Here is a 16,997-nt window from a genome sequence, read left to right as displayed (position 1 = left end):
AAGTGATATCGCCACACCAGACGTGGTCAGGAGCGGGCACATCAAACTCCCGGTTCAAAATATTAGGGATGTCGAGCCGCTCGACCATCGCTTTTTTGTAAGTATGCGATCCCGGTTGTTTGCTGACCAACTCCAGCTCGCGCATCAGGCTGCGTACCTTGAATCGCCCAATCTGTTCACCGTCGTCCTGCATCATGGCCATGATGCTACGGCTACCAGGAGCACTGCGGCCTTGGGTGAACAACTCGTTCACCCGACTGCGCAATCGAAGTCGTTCTATATCCGGTGTGCGGCGCCTGAGACGCCGAGCGTAGTAGCACGAGCGGGTCACTTCAAACACCTTGCACAGCCAATCAACCGGCTCGTAGATGCTTAACTGGTCAATCAGCGCGAACGCTCGAGATCTTCCGACATCAAGAGCGCGGTAGCCTTTTTTAAAATCGATTTTTCTCGCTCAAGACGAGCAATTCGAGCTTCCAGCTCTTGGATTTTCTGCTGCTCCGGGGTCATCGCTTTGCTCTGCGAGGTGACGCCCGTACGTTCTTGCTGCACCTGGTCTACCCATCGGCGCAAAGCCGACTCGCCGACACCAAGCGAGCGGCTGGCCTCGATGAAGCTGTAGTCCTGCTTGAGAACGAGGTCGGCAGCCTCGCGTTTGAATTCAGGGGAAAAGGTACGGCGTTGTTTGGTCATCTGACACCTCGTTCTGGCAAGCATTCTCGCCTAAATGAGTGTCCGGTTTCATTAGACCACTATAACCAGCGTTCGAGACGGGAAGGTCATCGAGCGAGATTTCTTAACAACTCTGAGAGCTGCAAGCAAGGTCGGGGAGTCCGGTGCTTGTTTGAGAAAAGATAGCGTAGCTTGCTGACAGGCTAAGTGTCGCGCTGCATCAGGCAAAGGAGCATTCAAGGCATTGTAAAATGGGCGGGCTTGACTATGAATTGCCGCTCCCTTGTCGTAGCAGGATAAAGAAGTGCTAGACTCCTCGCGAGGCCTAGCACCCATAGCCTTGTACCACCACAGCCCTGACCAGTTAAGACTCGACCCTCAGCTGGTTCAGGGCTTTTCTTTCTGAGGGCACCGAGGTGGGTGGATTAGCACTCGATGCCCATGACTCTTCTCCTGGCGATCCGCATACGGCCTCCTTTTACAGGTCTTCGCCTTAGCCTTGCACCACCACAACCCCCACCGGTCAAGACTCGACCCTCAGCCGGTTCAGGGCTTTTCTTTCTGAGGACATCGAGGTGGGTGGATTAGCACTCGATGCCCATGACTCTTCTCCTGGCGATCCGCATACGGCCTCCTTTTACAGGTCTTCGCCTTAGCTTTGCACCACCACAGCCCCCACCGGTCAAGACTCGACCCTCAGCCGGTCCGGGGCTTTCATTTTGAGGGCATCGAGGTGGGTGGATTAGCACTCGATGCCCATGACTCTTCTCCTGGCGATCCGCATACGGCCTCCCCTTGCAGGTCTTCACTGTAGCCTTGCACCACCACAGCCCCAGCCGGTTAAGACTCGACCCTCAGCCGGTCCGGAGCTTTCATTTTGAGGGCATCGAGGTGGGTGGATTAGCACCCGATGCCCATGACTCTCCTAAGCACTAGCCTTAGACCTCCCCGTACGTTTGGGCTTGGTGGATGGAGCTGGCGGCGCTGGAGGTGTCGCGGTTGCGTTCGACGCCTGCTTCGCAGCTTCCGCAGCGGCGGCCGCAGTTTTCTCTGCTTCCTTAAGAGCGGCCCAGTAGACGTGGAGCGCCTCGATATCGCCATAGGCACCGATCTCGGGAAGTCGCTCGATGAACCGGCTATACAGCCCGTCCTGAACTTTGCCGCTATGGCGCATCCACTCAACCGCAGCGTTTGGATTCGTGAGCATCACATAGTGGAATTCGCCCGAGGCACCTGGCTTGGCAACAATGAACTGCAGTTCTCGCAGCTTCTTCATACGCCGGCGCCAGGTATCCACAGCTCGCTCCCCGAGAAAGCCCGCTTCAGCAGCAAATGTGCTGGGATTCTCAATGGTGATGACCGGATGATCGGGCATACGCGCCCATAGACAAAACAACACGTGGCCGGCAGGCTGTCCTTTCGAATCGGCATCGATGACTTGCATGGCAATCGGCAGCGTCCGAGGAATCGTGCTAAAACCATCGTGGGTTTTGCGCGTCCATTTCCACGCTTCAGGCATGTCGGGGAAGTGCACCTGCATTAATTGCTGGGCACGCTCCGCCATCGTTAAGCGGCGTTTAGCTGACTGTTTTGCGTTGGCCATTTTGCAGCCCTCATTCGATTTCTGTTGGGCTCAGTTTCCCGACATCGGCTGATGATGGCAAACCATCATTGAGCGCTAATATCACGCATCTCCAAGCACATGAATGAACGATACAAGCTACTCAAATGCATGATATGAGCCTAGTCCAGATAACCGAATTGCGCGATATCGCGCATAAAAAGCTTACAACCTACTGATTTTCATAATCTTATTTTTGGTTTTCGGTGCTCGGCGTGCTGAATGTACTCAGCGTGCTCAGTGTCCTCGCCGTGCTGCAGGGTGTAGGGTGTGGGAAGAGGGGCTTCACGAAATGGGTTCGGCCTCGATTTTCTTGCTTATAGGTACACCTAGTAGCGCACTTTGAAGGTTGGGGAGTCTTCTAGCCGCTGCTGACGGCGGTCGTAGATCCGGGTAGTACTGATATTGGCATGGCCCAGCCAAGCCTGGACCTTAGCAATGTCGGCTTCATGCTCCAGGGCATTTGTGGCCGCTGTCGCACGCAGACCATGCACCTCCAAACCCGCGACCTCGATCCCGGCGCATTTCGCATATTTTCCACCAAGGTGTAGATGCCATTGGCTGTAATTCCGGTGCCGGTCGAGCGTCCCCGCAACGGTACAAACAGCGGCCCCTGGGGCTCGAGCAAGTGATGACCGGACTTTTCTAAATAGGCATGGAATCGCTTGGCGGCCACGGGATGCAGCGGTAAGAAACGCAGCTTTCCACCTTTGCCCAAAATCCGCAGGTGCTTGATACCTCTCCGCTCCTGCAGATCGCTCAGCTGCAGCTGCGCACATTCCTCACGATGCAGGCCGTGATACAGCAGAACAGCGAGAATGGCCCTATCGCGTAGCCCCTTGAGCGAGTCCGCCGATGGCGCATCCAGCAGCGCTTTCGCCTGGTGGTCCCCCAGAGGTGTCTTCCCTTCATTCGTTTCAATCCTGGGCCGCTTGACCCCATGCACTGGATTGCCACCGGCGACAGCATTGCACTCCAGCAGGTGATCGAAAAGGCTGGCCAGCGCGGCTAGCTTGCGGCGGATGGTCGCTCCGGCCAGTCCACGCTGCTCGAGCTGAGCACGCCAAGCCAAGACATGCGCCCTGGTGACGACGCGGAACTCATCAGCTTCGGCTAAGCCAACGAAGCGGCAGAAGTCTGCAAGATCACCCTGGTAGGAACAACGCGTGCGAGGATTGTCGATGTTGGCGAACCATTCGACCGCTGCCGGCACGGCGGCCAGGTGCTGGAATTCGGCCGCAGTGAGGCGGCGTTCACCCTGGATTACAAGTCCGGACATCTACGCACCTTTCCAGTTTTTCCGATGGATGTTACGACAGCGTTGCACGACCTCCTCGACCTGAGGAGCACGGGGTGTGTCGTTAAAAATCTCTTGTCCATAGAAGGGGAGAGCACCCAGGAAGGTTTCCAGCACGGCATCAACTTCAAGCGATAGCAGAACCAGTGTTTTGAAGGCGTTAGGTACCTGGTCTTTTTCAAAACTGGCTCACAGATCCGTCATCGCGCGTTCGGCCTCACCCGCTTTGTCCCACTCTTGGGATTTATGATGCACCAACGCATTTCGCGCTTTGACCAGCCCGTTCAGGCCATTGACGGCGGGGCCGTCCTCCCTGAGCGACCGACCGCAGATGAGTCGAGGCACAATCATTTACTTGCCCATTAGATCCATCTTGTCCAGGTAGTCCTTGGCGACCTTATCCCCCAGCTGGATGGCAGCCAGGTCAAAAACAGCCGCTTCGAGGGCCATCGCGGAGAAAACGATGGTTTTTATCCCTGCTACACCCTTTCTTCTTTCGTGTTCGTCGAAGGCGGTATGGTCGTCATCGATCGCGTCAGGACGAGGAACCGGGTTGGCCGTTTCAGACAGGAACTGAGCAAAAGCCTCCTCGGCAATTTCTGCGTAGGTATCGGCCATGGTATAGACACGGATGTAGGAATCGCGGATCTGAAAGGGTTCTGAGCGGCTCATGAGCATCCGGCTTTAAATATGGTGATAACGGTTTTTATCACCAATTTTTCTTCTAAAGGTTTCGCTCGATTCCCCTCAGCTCTGGTTTCTGAGGATTGAAGCTGTCGCTCGACCAAAATCACAAGGAGAGAGCCTCTCCCAGATCATGTAGCCAGCATGCCGGCCGAGACCACTCTTTACGGTGGTTTGCGCAAGTCCGACCCGATCACCTTTCCTGTAGACCTGGGCTTTCATCAGCAGGCAATGTCGTGGGCGATGAATGCAACCTGCTGTCATGACTAAAAAAACTGATCGGATACGTGGACAGGTCCTTATGAAGGGCTGGCTCTTTGCCTTATATTCGCTCTCGGCCCGATTGGGCCAAACACGCCCCGTGCGGATGTCTGCGCGGGTCAACCCAACCAGCAAGGGAAGTAACCCATGCGAATCCAAAAACACCCTCTAATTTTCTATCAGGAGTACTACACAGGTGATGATCAATGTTAGCGATGTAAAGGCAACTCTGGACAACAACCCTGACGTTATCCGGAACACGCCTGAAGGAACCGCGTTTGCCCGTGCCCAGGATTCGGAGCATGACGCTGAGCCCCGCTTCTACAACAAAAAGTCGGATAGCCGCTTCGGCAGCGCCGACCTTCCTGTGGGAGTTCTGTACCTTGGGTTCAGCGACACTGTTGCCGTCGCCGAGGTGTTCCAACCGCCGGGTGATGACACTCCGGTGGCATATGCCAAACTGGAGCAAAGCTCCTTGCACCAGCTAGTGGCGGTACGGGATTTGAAGCTGATTGACCTGCCAATGTTGGCTAATCTGATGGGTCTCAAGCTGCGCGATGTCGTCCGGGCAAAGGGACAGGGCTCTGAAGGTTATGACCCAACTCGGGCGCTGAGCAAGGCGTGCATGGAATATGGCTCGGAGGTCGATGGGCTTCTGTACACCTCTTCTGTGTATTCGCCAGCCGGCACCCTTGAAGGGTGCAATGCCGCCCTCTTCGACGAAAGGGGCGAGCAGGTTAAACCGGTCAGCCACAAGCCTCTCCTCAAAGAGCGCTTGTCGAACGGTAAGACTGCCGTGAAGCACCTGCAAGACCTGGGCGTAAGCCTGGAGTAAGCAACACCCGGCCCCCTCATAAGAGGGGGGCGGTTTTATCTGCCATGCAGGTACTTATTGTCCCATTCCCGCTTGATGATTCTACGGGCGGCAGGATCATCCATGAGCGTGTGCATCTCGATGATGTTTTCGGGCTCACCTGGGTTCGAGTAGTCGATCTTTGTGCTCAGGTGCTGAACAAACAGGTTCATGGAAACTTGGTCTGTGGGCTCGACGCCGAATTCGGAAAGCAGCTCGGCGATCACAGGTCGGATCTTGTTATCTCTGATCTGGAAGGCTGGGTAGTATTTTCTGCCGTTGCTTTGGTTCGTGTACACGGCGATCTGGCCAGCTTGGATACGCTTGCTCAGGGCCTGTTTTGTGATACCCAAAATTCTAACAAGGTCCTTGCTCTCGAGCAGTTCGCATCTCTCTCTGACCCTCAAAAAGGCTCTAGCTCGCATTTCAGCGATAGCTTCTTGGTTCTCTATTTCGATGCTTCTCGCCGCCTCAGCTGCGGATCTCGCCAGCTCAGCGAGGGCTTCCCTATCTGAAAGTTTCAGAGACTTTTCGAGCACCGCCTGCGGCAGCTTTGCGATGAACAGGCGGAAACGTCTATCAACCGCAGCCTCAAGATCCAGTCTTGAGGTGGGGGCGGACTCTAGAGCAGAGACGGACATAAAACCTCCTAACGACGCATTGAAGCGGTGATCAATTGCTTACCAATATAAGGTCAATCTGTCGAATCGTCAACCCGTCAACCAGGTCTGACGAATAGGTTTCCACCGTCGGGATTTGGTTGCATACGCACCGCAAACGGTGAACAGATTTTCACTACTGCGGAAGCAGGTGCGATGACCAAATCACGGTTGCCTGATCCATCAAAGGTGCTCCAGTCGGCCTTCCACTGCCAGAGACGCTGCACGCTCGTGTTTCTCGCTCACAGCAACCTCAGGAGTTAAAGTTCATTCAGCAGTAAACGCCATGCTCCTATACGTTGTAGGTACTCCATCACGAGCTCATACCCTCCGGCCACGACCACGTTCTGATGTGGTAAACGCAAAGTGAGTACCTAATTGAGTGCCTATATTGATTTTTGATCCTCCATAGGTCTCTATTTCTCTGGTGATGGTGTTACGGATTCGACTCCTGTCTCCGCACCAGTTCAGGTTCCAGCGAAGGCTACCAAAATCTCTGGAACCCCCGTAAAACCCGCTTTCTGGCGGGTTTTTTTCGTTATGGCGTTCCGTCGGATTCCGGCTGCTTCCAGCCGATTTAGGGGTAACGTTTGGGATAAAGTCGATTCGATAAAGGGGTTTACCCTTATGACTCGTACTACTGCTCCCCTGACCGACACCGCATGTCGCTCGGCCAAACCTACTGACCGCCCATACAAGCTTTTCGACGGTGACGGTCTTTACCTCCTCGTTTACCCCAATGGCCGCAAAGGCTGGCGCTTCCGGTATGTGAAACCGGATGGGCGAGAGGGGCTGACCTCGTTTGGCAACTATCCCGTCATTGGTCTCGCAGATGCTCGAGAGAAGCGTCTGGAGACTAAGCGGATGCTGGCGGAAGGTATTGATCCGATCGCGTCCAAGCAGCAGGCCACGGCCGAAGCGGTTGTCAGAGGACACACATTCGAACGCGTTGGCTTGGGCTAGCATAAGGAAATGTCGGTGAAGTGGGCGCCTGGCCATTCCCGGACAGTACTGAGTCGTTTGAAGACTCACGTATTCCCGCTGCTAGGCGCACGGGCCATCGTGGATCTGGATACCTTCGACCTCATGCAGCCGCTTGAGGCAATCAAGAAGCGCGGCACGATTGATGTGGCTTTGAGGGTACAAAACTACCTGCAGAGCATCATGCGTGAGGCAAAGCGGCTGCGGCTGATCACGGTGACCCGGCATATGACCTTGAGGGCTTCATCAGCGCGCCACGGGTTACGCACCGACCTGCACTCCCGCTGTTTCGTCTGCCTGAGTTGATGGACCGCATCGAGAACTACAAGGGACGTACTCTCACTCGGCTGACCGTCATGTTGTCGCTGCATGTGTTCGTACGCTCCAGCGAACTGCGCTTCGCACGTTGGGGTGAGTTCGACCTGAAGCGCGGCATATCGGAGATACCTGACACGCAGCCCGCATTGGACGGCGTTCCGTATACGACCAGAGGGACGAAGATGGCGGGTGACATCCACCTGGCCCCGCTTTCACCGCAAGCGGTGGCGTTGCTCGAACAGATTCATGCGATCACGGGGTACTTCGATCTGGTGTTCACCAGTGACGCTCGCTCGTGGAAGCCTATGTCCGAAAATACGGTCAACAGCGCTTTGCGGAACATGGGTTACGACACCAAGACCGAAATCTGCGGGCATGGCTTTCGGTCCATGGCGTGCAGTGCCTTGGTCGAATCCGGGCTGTGGTCAGAGACGGCTATCGAACGGCAGATGAGCCACAGGGAACGCAACAATGTTCGGGCGGCGTATATCCACAAGGCCGAGTTCCTGGAGGAACGGCGAATGATCATGAGTTGGGGGAGCCGTTACCTTGAAGCGAACCGGCAGGAGCATATCTCGCCGCATGAGTTCGCGAATCAGACCGGGGCAAACGTTTCTAGCCTAGGAGCAAGGCGTGGCGCAGTCGAGTGAGCGCACGCTTTGAAAATTTTGGTGATCTGCTTTCTATGCGGGTCCATCCAAACAGGGCTGCAAAGCCGCCCTGTTTGGATGGACCTCACCTAAAAAAACAAAAGCACCCAATCGGCCACTGGAAACCACGGGATTCCGTACACGCCCAATGCCATTTTCAACTGTAAAATCCAGCGGGCGAGTCGCTTGACCCTCCCGGATTGCGGGCGTAGAAAAGACAGTGCAAAGGCTGTCGTTGACAGCACCCCAGGTGACCGGAGCCTTCAAGGTCACGCCGCTCTCGCGGTGGCTCTACCCAAGGGCGATTCGCATCCGGCAGCTCGCGCGGTCACTACCCATGTGATGGATGCTCTTGCACATATAGCGCTCGTGCGCCGGATACACCGTATCTCGCTGCCCTGCAGCAACCTATCCGCATGGCCGAATATTGCGCCAACCTGTGCCCGTCTCTTTCTCTTGGAAAGAGACGGGTACTTCTACCACTGCTGCTGTCCTGATCGCACAAGGCTTTGCGGCAATCCCCCTCGTGACAATCGGCGTGACAAACGCCGATGTCACCAGCAACAGCCATGTAGATGATGGTGCCGCAGACCAAGGAATGGACTGCACCTGACTGACAGTCAGGCATGCCCCGGTCATAGCATTGCTGCGTTCACCCGGCTCAGGATCTTCAGGCGCTGGTTTAGTCAGCCAGCGCTGCCTCCACCCGCCCACCGGCAACGGTGTTAAGGAGGCCAGATCATGAGATGCCCCGCTCCCGGTCGTAAGGAGCCGTCAGTCCCACGTAGCGGACATTCCTCACAGGCCGCAGGGGCCTTGATCCCTGATAACACTCAGCATTCTTGGCGGGATGGCGTGGGGCGAGGACCGGAGAAAGCAGAAGATGAGGTGACCAATATGGCACTGGTGAGTAGACGCGAGGGCCGCAATTTCGGCTACGGCAGGCAATTGAGCTACGCAGGGCCGCAAGCGCTGAAAGACATGTTCGGCGGCGGCCATTACGGCACCGTCAAGGCGCACTGTGATCGGTGGCAGGCGTTCGTGAAATGGTGCCGCTCAGAACAGGGGCCGGGTATGAATGATGCGCGGCAGATTGATCGGAAGGTGTTGGCGGACTATGCGCGTATCTACGCGACGTGGTTAGGCGCGGTGACCTTGCTGTCAGCACCGCACAAAACCGCCTATCCAGCGTTAACAGGACCATGGCAGCGCTTCGCGGTGATCAGCACTTGAAACTGCCAAATCCGAGCAAGGCGTTGGGTATGCAGCGCACCGGGGTTCGACAGTCGGTGCCACAGGGGCAAGACCGTGAACAGGTTAAGCAGATCGTCGATACGCTTTGCCGCCATCATCACCTACGGGCCGCCGCGATCATTCTGTTAGCACGAGCTACCGGCATGCGCTTGCGTGAGGCCATCCTAGCCGACTTACCACGGCTGAGCCGTGAGGCTAACGACCTAGGCAGGATAAACATCCAGGATGGCACCAAAGGCGGCCGAGCTGGCGCCTCAGCGCCACGATGGATTGCAGTAGACCAGCATGTTCAAAACGCACTTTGGTTTGCACGGCAGGTGTCGCCTGCGAGTAGCCGCAACCTAATTGCTCCTAACGAAAGCTACTGGAGCGTTCTGCAGGAAATCGTCCGTCCCGCGCGGGACATCCTACATGCAGACAACCTAAAAGGTTTCCATGAGCTGCGGGCGGCGTATGCATGTGAGCGCTACGAGCAGATCACCCAACACGCTGCGCCAGTTAACGGCGGCCAATGTTACCAGGTAGATAGGAACCTTGATCGTGAGGCCCGGTGGCAAATCAGCTACGAACTGGGGCACGGTCGGATGGACGTGGCCGCTGCCTACGTTGGAGGGCGGACATGAGCAAACCATTCGATATGGAGTGGTTCTTGGCGGGCGTGCTATCCGGGTCGCACGCGACGCGTCAACGCCATTTACGGCAGGCAAAGGCCATCCACACTGCAATTGCCGAGCGCTGGCAGCGTGAGACGCCTTGGTCCTGGCAGAGAAAGCATGTGGCGTGGTTTCTCGAGCATTACCTAGGCCGGCACAGTAAGTTGACGCGGTATTACTACTTGTTGACTGTGCGGCTGATCACTCGTCGATTAGAAAAGTCATGGGTGTTCAAGCGCTAGGCATTACGAAATATTGTATCGATGTTGGATTCAGGCACCACGTAAAGGGCGTGATAAAGACGATTTCGACCAATACTGTGATTCGAGCGAGTTTAGGGTGCAAATTGATGACCATCAATTCGTACAACACGGCATCGGGTGCGGTCTTCCTATCCGATCTCCCGCTACAGCAAAGACTGATTTGACAGCTCCTCCAGATAGGCCGCGCCAGCAGAAAATGTCATGATCGACTCATAGAGACTCAGAAAGGCGAGCAGGGAGCGCTTCGATCGCAATGACTAAAACGCGTGAAAAAATGGACAGTGTCCGGGCGTCCCGGGACGGTCACGAATTCCACGAGGCGTGGGTGGCCCGTAAGTGTTTGGGGTTGGTGCTGCCTAAAGACAAATTCATTGGGGTTGCGATTGAGGGCTTTTCTCCCATTGACCAAAAAGGAGCAGCGGACGCGGGCAACGAAATTGCCGATGCCGTTTTGTATTTTGGAAGTGCTGCCTCGTTCGAGCAGGCGCACCAGATCGTTGTAGTCCAGGTCAAATACTCCAAAGCGTCCGAAGACAAGGCATTTCGCGCGGCTGACGCAAAGAAAACCATTGATAAATTCGCCAAGACCTATCGATCTCACAAAACCAAATACGGCACTGCTCAAGCGCGAGACAAGCTTCGTTTTGAGCTTGTGACGAACCGTCCGATTTTCTCCGAGTTGGACAATGCGATCGCTGGAATCATTGCCGGAACGGTTTTGACGGGTACCGCGAAAGAGCAGGCAGACCAAGTCAAGGCAGCTTGTAAGCTCAAGGGCAAGGACTTGGTGGAGTTTGTTAGCCGGCTGCATTTCACGGGTCTTCGCGGAGATCTGCGGGAAAGCAAGCATCGGTTGGCAGTGGTCCTCGCGGACTGGGCCGCTGCACGTGATCCTCAGGCCAGAGTCCGGCTCAACTCCATCAGGGAGCTTGCGCGAGATAAAGCGAACCTTGCCAACCAACGGCGAAATGTCATAACTCGCGCTGATATTCTGACTGCCCTAGAACTGCAAGATGAACGCGACCTCATGCCTTGTCCCGCAAGTTTTCCAGATGTCGGCGCGGTATTAGAGCGTCGCCAGCTATCCGATGTCGTCGCAAAAATTCCGCAACTTACTGCCCCTTTGGTCATCCATGCGGACGGTGGTATCGGTAAGACGGTTTTTATGAATTCGATTGCGGGTCGTCTTGCAGAAACCCATGAGATTGTTCTCTTCGATTGTTTCGGCATGGGGCAGTACCGCGCCCCTGGCGATGCTCGGCATCTCCCACGGAAAGGTTTGGTTCACATCGTCAATGAACTGGCGTGTCGAGGTTTTTGTGACTCACTACTACCGGGCACCGATAACAGCGATGACCTGATCAGGGTGTTTCGCTTACGAATGAATCAAGCCGCAGAAACGGTTCGACGCTTCGGGGCAAATCGGCAACTCATCCTGTTGTTTGACGCAATCGATAATGCTGGCGAGCAAGCCAGAGATCGCGGTGAAGCATCCTTCCCTGCGCTTCTGCTCGCCAGCATAACTCACGGTGATCCGATCCCAGGCGTGCAAGTGGTGGTTAGCTCACGCACCCATCGACGTGCCTTGGCGATGGGCGACGCGATTTGTGAACAGTTCGAGTTACTGCCCTTCACGATCGATGAAACCCGTAAGTTCCTGCGAGATCGGCTGGTCGAGCACAGCGAAGCCAATGTTCAAGTTGCTCAGTCTCGATCACGAGGCAACGCTCGCGTCCTTGAGCATCTGGTCGCAGATGCTCCCGGACTTCTGGCTTCATCCGAGAGGGACAATGTCATCCAGTTGGATGAACTGCTACACAAACGAATCGAGTCCGCGCTCAAACAGGCGCGCAAGCACGGCTACCGTGACCCTGAAATCAATATGTTTTTGACGGGCCTGGCGTCTCTGCCGCCGCCAGTCCCCGTGCGGGAGTTTGCTGAGGCCAGCGGGCTGGCTGAGGGTGCTATCGCCAGCTTCGCCGCAGACCTGTCCCCGCTGTTAGAGCATACCAAGCATGGACTGATGTTCCGGGATGAGCCCACAGAAACCCTCATCCGAGACCAGCATTGCGCAAATAAAGACATCTTACGCAGTCTCGCAAATAACCTTTTTGGCATGCAGGCCACGTCGATCTATGCCGCGACCACATTGCCCGATTTATTGCAGCAACTGGAGGAAGGCGAGCGGCTGTTCGACCTTGCTTTTGATGGCCGAACCCCGAGTTCCATCAAAAGTGCTGTGAGTCGGCAGGCCATTCGGCACGCGCGTTTGCGGGCGGCAGTGGCCTACGCGGCGGAGAGGGATGAAGTGAACCACTTGGTCCCTCTTCTGGTGGAATTATCGAAGCTTGCCGCCGTGGATCAGCGTGGTACGGATTACATTCTCGACAATCCTGACCTCACGGTGTTTTCCGGGGATGCTGACTCAATCCGGCGTCTTTTTGAGTTACGTACTCACTGGCCTGGTACACGTCACGCGCGGCTGACGATTGCTTATGGTCTTGGCGGTGATTTAGCAGATGCCTATCACCACGCCCACCGGGTTAGAGAGTGGAGGACCCACTGGTTTGAACAAGACCGCGAACGTCAGTTGCAGCACGACAGAGCGCACCCGACTGCCTTGGACATGGCTGCCGTGCCTTTCTGCTATCTCATTAAAGGGGAGAGTGAACGTGCGGCACACGACTTCGCGGTATGGATGGATTGGTATGCCTTTGAGGTGGCCGAAACTCTAGTACCCCTCCTACGCCTGGGCGCTGATTTGGGGAGCCTCCAAAGCTGCGCGGTAGAAGCTTTCTTGAAATCGGAGTTGTTGGGTTCGGGAGCTCTGACAGCTCTGATTCCTTTTGTTGAAGGAGATCAATCCCTGCAAAAAGTCCTGATCACCAAGCTCGCGGAGGCTTGCGAAAAAGCCGGACAGGTGCGGGTGGGAGAGAAGGACCATGGCTACAAACATCCGCGGATTATCCGTGGGTTGTTACGAGCAGCATCAATAGCCTTGATGCAGGGAATGAAAACAGAGGCCCGCGGCATCCTGGTCGCCACGCCAGTATCTGCTCCTTCGTTGTACGTATACATGAGCGATTACTGGTCTGGAGAGGTCTATTCATTTCTGGCAAAGCAGGCGCTGCTCTGCGCCGCTGAGGAGGTAAACCTCCTTGAGCGACATCTGCTCCCCCAAGAACTGGCTGATCTAATCTTGCATATGCCTGCGGAACTGCAAGGGCTGGAGCTCATTACAGCTTTGAAGGCTGAGCTCGAGACGAAGGCTAAAGAGAAGCTCGCGAATGATAGCCATGAGAAGGGCATCTCAGCCGATACGAAAAGCTCTGCCGTGAAGTTCCTGGCACACCAACTGGATCACTGGTTAACAATCACCCGTGCATTTGCCGCCTGCTTCGGTCACCCGCTTGAAAGTGGGCTTTGCTTGACCCCCCTACTCGACCTCTGGCCAGAGCTGCTCCGCTGCAACGACTACCAATCCGGTGGCACTGATGCTCAACGACAACGACTATTGGTGGCCGACCGGCTTCTGACGTTGGCGTTCGAAGCAGCACCTTCTCTAGAGCACGCTGAGGTTGTCAACTACCTGGAGGCAGTACAAGCCCGGGGAGTTTCCGATATTCCGCATCTGATCAGCATCGTTAGTGTGCTGGCCATCCGGCCCGAGTTTCAAGCTCTGGCCGGGGCTACAGCCAACATCGCCAAAAAGGCCATCGAACGAGAAGATGAGGTCAAGCAGCGAGCAGCGTTGTTCGCCGACTTAGCGCGAGCGGTATCGACAGCCAGCCAGCAGGAAGCTGTTGTCTACTTTCATCGGGGCTTGGAGCAGATGGATGCCGTCGGCTCTGGCGACTATCAGTTCGTGAATGAGTTGATGCAGTTTGCCGCCTCCCTGCATGGCGAGGAGTTGTCGGATGAGGACAGTCATACGCTTTCGAACATTTGCGAATTGAATCTCGGTGAGGAGGAAAGCAAGTTCAATTGGGGCCTGTATGGCATGGCGATGGCTAGAGTCTCGGGCGTGAAAGGGTTGGCTAAGCTTGCGCGGTGGGAGGATCGCGGTAGGGTTACACTTGATTACACACTTCTCCCGTATGTCAGGGCGTTGATCCATTTAGAGAAAATCGATCCAGCGGCTGCCGTGGCAATCCTTCGCACTGCTAATCCGGCAGAGCTCTATGTGTGCGGTACTGAGCAATTGATTGAGACCCTAGAGCGTCGGCAAGTGGGGCGGCTGGAGGCGGTCACAGAGGAGTTGATCACCCAGTACCAGCAAAACAATCCTCACGGATTTGGCGCCGCGGTACCTCGTGCCTTGGCAGGCCTGGCAAAGTCCGCCTTCGATGAGATGTCCGGCGAGTACGGGTACTTGACCTCACTGGCTGAGCGGATTGAAGTCTCTACACGCGAATACAACGACCTGAATAACTGGAGAGGTTCACCCCTTCTCGCCGATGTCGAGCGACGCCATCAAGAGCAAGTTGCTGCCGAATCGTTGCTTGCGTCACTTGTCCTCGAAACAGACCCTGTGGAAGAGCTCTCCCTTGCAGATGCTCTAGACAAACTCCATGAGCTAAATGGTTGGGGATGGGGGGCGCAACGCGACTTTTTTGAGCAAGTTCAGGCGAAAATTCCCTATGGCAAGTGGTCACAATACGTCACCATGATTGCTCGTCAGGAGCAACTGAAGCTCCATGAGAAGCTTCGCGTTCTGAGTTCCTGCAAAAGTGCTTGGTCGCAAGCATCCAATGCTCTTGCCAGCACGCTACACGACTGCGCCGAAATCATTATCCGGCAGTGCGCGGATGAGTTTGTTTCATTTGGTTATCTAAACACCTCGGACATCAATGAGCTTTCGGCGGTTTCAGGCGTGGACCGTCACACGCTCACCTTGGCATTGATCAAGGAGTTTTCCCGGCCCAATTTCGATGTGCCGGCATCCGTTTGGTTGAGCCTGGGGACTACCGTTAATGCGTCGGCTGCAGATGGTGTCGGTCAAGCGGCCATCCATCGATTATTAAACGCTGGAGCAGCCAAGTTGGCGTCTTCGGTAGTGGACGGCCCGTGGCAATCCAATCTCTACCCGCCCGGTGATGAAGCGGAGGCGGCTGCCGGTCTTTTCTGGTTCGCCCTTGGTGCGCCTCAGGCTGAGAGACGTTGGATGGCCGCGCATAGCCTCAGGGTTGCTGTACGACTTGGCCGGGCAGATATTTTGGACAAGGTTGTGATGAAGATTGACGCGACCGATGCGGGGTGTTTTCAAGCTGCGGAAATGCCGTTCTTTCATCTTCATGCGAAGCTTTGGCTTCTGATCGCATTGGCGCGAATTGCCGTTGATAAGCCAGCAGCGGTCTGTAAACACCAGACCCTTATCAAGCGAATTGCCCTGGATGTAACAAACCCTCATGTGCTTTTCAAGCATTTCTCGGCGCAAGCACTGCTCACGTGCAGCCGCGGTGGTCACCTCACGTTGGAGCAAGAGGTAGTAACCGAGCTTGAACGTGTGAATCACTCGACCTATCCAATGGCTAAGTCGAGCAAGCATCTTGGTGGCTCGTTTTACAAAGGTAGGCCCGAGGGCATGTCGAAGCCATTGAAGTCATTACATCTTGATTATGACTTTGGAAAGTATGAAGTCAGCCAGCTAGGTGAGGTCTTCGGCCAAGCATATTGGTCCACTGGGGATGCAATAAACCAATGGGTAAGACAGCATGATTCCGAAATCACTCATATGTCGGATCAGGGCCGGCGCGCTGTGTACCGCCGTGGAGGTCATCGCGGTTTCTCCCCTGATTATCATACCTATGGTGAGCAGTTGTGTTGGCATGCCTTACATGCGGTAGCCGGTGAGTTTCTCTCCAAACTCCCAGTGGTTCAGGGCCCCTATGACGAGGGTGACCCGTGGGAGGAGTGGTTGAATCGGCGAATGTTGACTCGTAAAGATGGGCTTTGGTCGGCAGACGTCACGGATCGGAGACCTCTGGCCACCCGCATCAATCTGCGGGAAGTTAACGAGGGTACAGTTGGCCTAACTGGAGCGCCGAGCACGCTGAAATCTCTAATGGGGATCAGCGGCGAGATGGGCGATTGGTTAGTGGTTGATGGCGAGTGGAAGTCTATCGACGGAGTCGACGTTCACATCCGATCTGCTTTGGTCTCGGCCAAGGAAAGCACTCTGGTCGCATCTGATCTCGCCCGCCAAGCGCCGTTCCAAGCCTATATTCCTCGGCTGGACGAGTATGAGGATGCGGATTCTGAGGCTGCGCAATCGCATCTGCCCTTCATGCCTTGGGTCGTCGATGCTGAGCTCGATGAGGGGCTAGATGCATCCGATTCATTGGGCGTAGCCCAGGCGGCTTTGCGGTTGAGACTTGCCAGCCATGTAAATGCTTTCGCGCACATCGCGATGGCAGACGCCCTCGGACGTCGGTGGGTTGATCCGTCTGGTGCTGTCGTTGTGCATTCTGAAACTTGGAGCCAGCAAGCCGACCGTTACGAAGAAAACCGGTCCAGCGGTACTCAACTACGTTGCCGGTCGGACTTGGTCCAAAAGTACCTAACCGCGAACAGCGCGCACTTGCTCATCTTGATAGTACTTCGTCAGTTTGAGCCTGGATTCGGCGATCGCTCCTCGCGGTTTAGGCACACCATGGCTGTGGTAGAGGTGACTGAATCACTGACAGTTGACTACTACCCTGGGCGGACGAATGTATTCGACGATGAGGACTAGCCCTGCTGTCGGCGGGCAAAAAATGCACTTTGTTGACGAAAGGGGGCACTGATGGTGAGCGGCAGAGGCAAACTGTAGCTGTTCACTGGCCGCCGTTG

Annotated in this window: 6 protein-coding genes and 4 pseudogenes; 5 read left to right on the top strand and 5 right to left on the bottom strand. The window is 55.6% G+C overall.

The features are described from left to right. Position 1: 1 nt before the first annotated feature. From HBH25_RS11395 to HBH25_RS23315, 4 genes and pseudogenes are all read right to left on the bottom strand, one after another. Positions 2–693: pseudogene (locus HBH25_RS11395) on the bottom strand (transposase); the annotation flags it as partial. Between the two features lie 904 nt (positions 694–1,597). Beyond that, a complete protein-coding gene (locus tag HBH25_RS11390) occupies positions 1,598–2,275 on the bottom strand; it encodes a hypothetical protein (RefSeq protein WP_168084029.1) in 678 nt (225 codons plus the stop codon). A gap of 347 nt (positions 2,276–2,622) precedes the next feature. Next, positions 2,623–3,572, bottom strand: a pseudogene (locus HBH25_RS11385) (tyrosine-type recombinase/integrase). Between the two features lie 369 nt (positions 3,573–3,941). After that, complete coding sequence (locus HBH25_RS23315; protein ID WP_229631889.1) at positions 3,942–4,262, bottom strand: hypothetical protein; 321 nt, start codon at positions 4,260–4,262, stop codon at positions 3,942–3,944. A gap of 472 nt (positions 4,263–4,734) precedes the next feature. On the opposite strand from HBH25_RS23315, the gene HBH25_RS11375 reads away from it, so the two are divergent. Further along, entirely contained in the window at positions 4,735–5,370 is a 636-nt protein-coding gene (locus HBH25_RS11375) for an RES family NAD+ phosphorylase (protein ID WP_168084133.1), read from the top strand. A 35-nt stretch (positions 5,371–5,405) separates the two neighbouring features. On the opposite strand, the gene HBH25_RS11370 is transcribed toward HBH25_RS11375, so the two are convergent. Continuing rightward, positions 5,406–6,029: a hypothetical protein gene (locus tag HBH25_RS11370; protein WP_168084028.1), complete on the bottom strand. Its 624-nt coding sequence runs from the start codon at positions 6,027–6,029 to the stop codon at positions 5,406–5,408. A gap of 645 nt (positions 6,030–6,674) precedes the next feature. Between HBH25_RS11370 and HBH25_RS11365 the strand changes: the two are divergent. The 4 genes and pseudogenes from HBH25_RS11365 (at position 6,675) to HBH25_RS11345 (ending at position 16,899) form a co-directional block, all read left to right on the top strand. After that, a pseudogene (locus HBH25_RS11365) lies at positions 6,675–7,996 on the top strand (tyrosine-type recombinase/integrase). 897 nt (positions 7,997–8,893) lie between these two features. Next, positions 8,894–9,873 (top strand): annotated as a pseudogene (locus HBH25_RS23585) (integrase domain-containing protein). After that, the gene (locus HBH25_RS11350) at positions 9,870–10,145 is read left to right on the top strand and encodes a hypothetical protein (protein WP_168084027.1); all 276 of its coding nucleotides are present in this window, start codon (positions 9,870–9,872) and stop codon (positions 10,143–10,145) included. Before HBH25_RS23585 ends, HBH25_RS11350 begins: the two are co-directional and overlap by 4 nt. A 274-nt stretch (positions 10,146–10,419) precedes the next feature. Beyond that, positions 10,420–16,899, top strand: a complete 6,480-nt coding sequence (locus tag HBH25_RS11345; protein WP_168084026.1) for an NACHT domain-containing protein — start codon at positions 10,420–10,422, stop codon at positions 16,897–16,899. The last annotated feature ends 98 nt before the right edge of the window (positions 16,900–16,997 follow it).

The organism is Pseudomonas quercus, from assembly GCF_012033695.1.
Classification (GTDB): Bacteria; Pseudomonadota; Gammaproteobacteria; order Pseudomonadales; family Pseudomonadaceae; genus Aquipseudomonas; species Aquipseudomonas quercus.
This window is presented reverse-complemented; position numbering and strand designations above follow the sequence as displayed.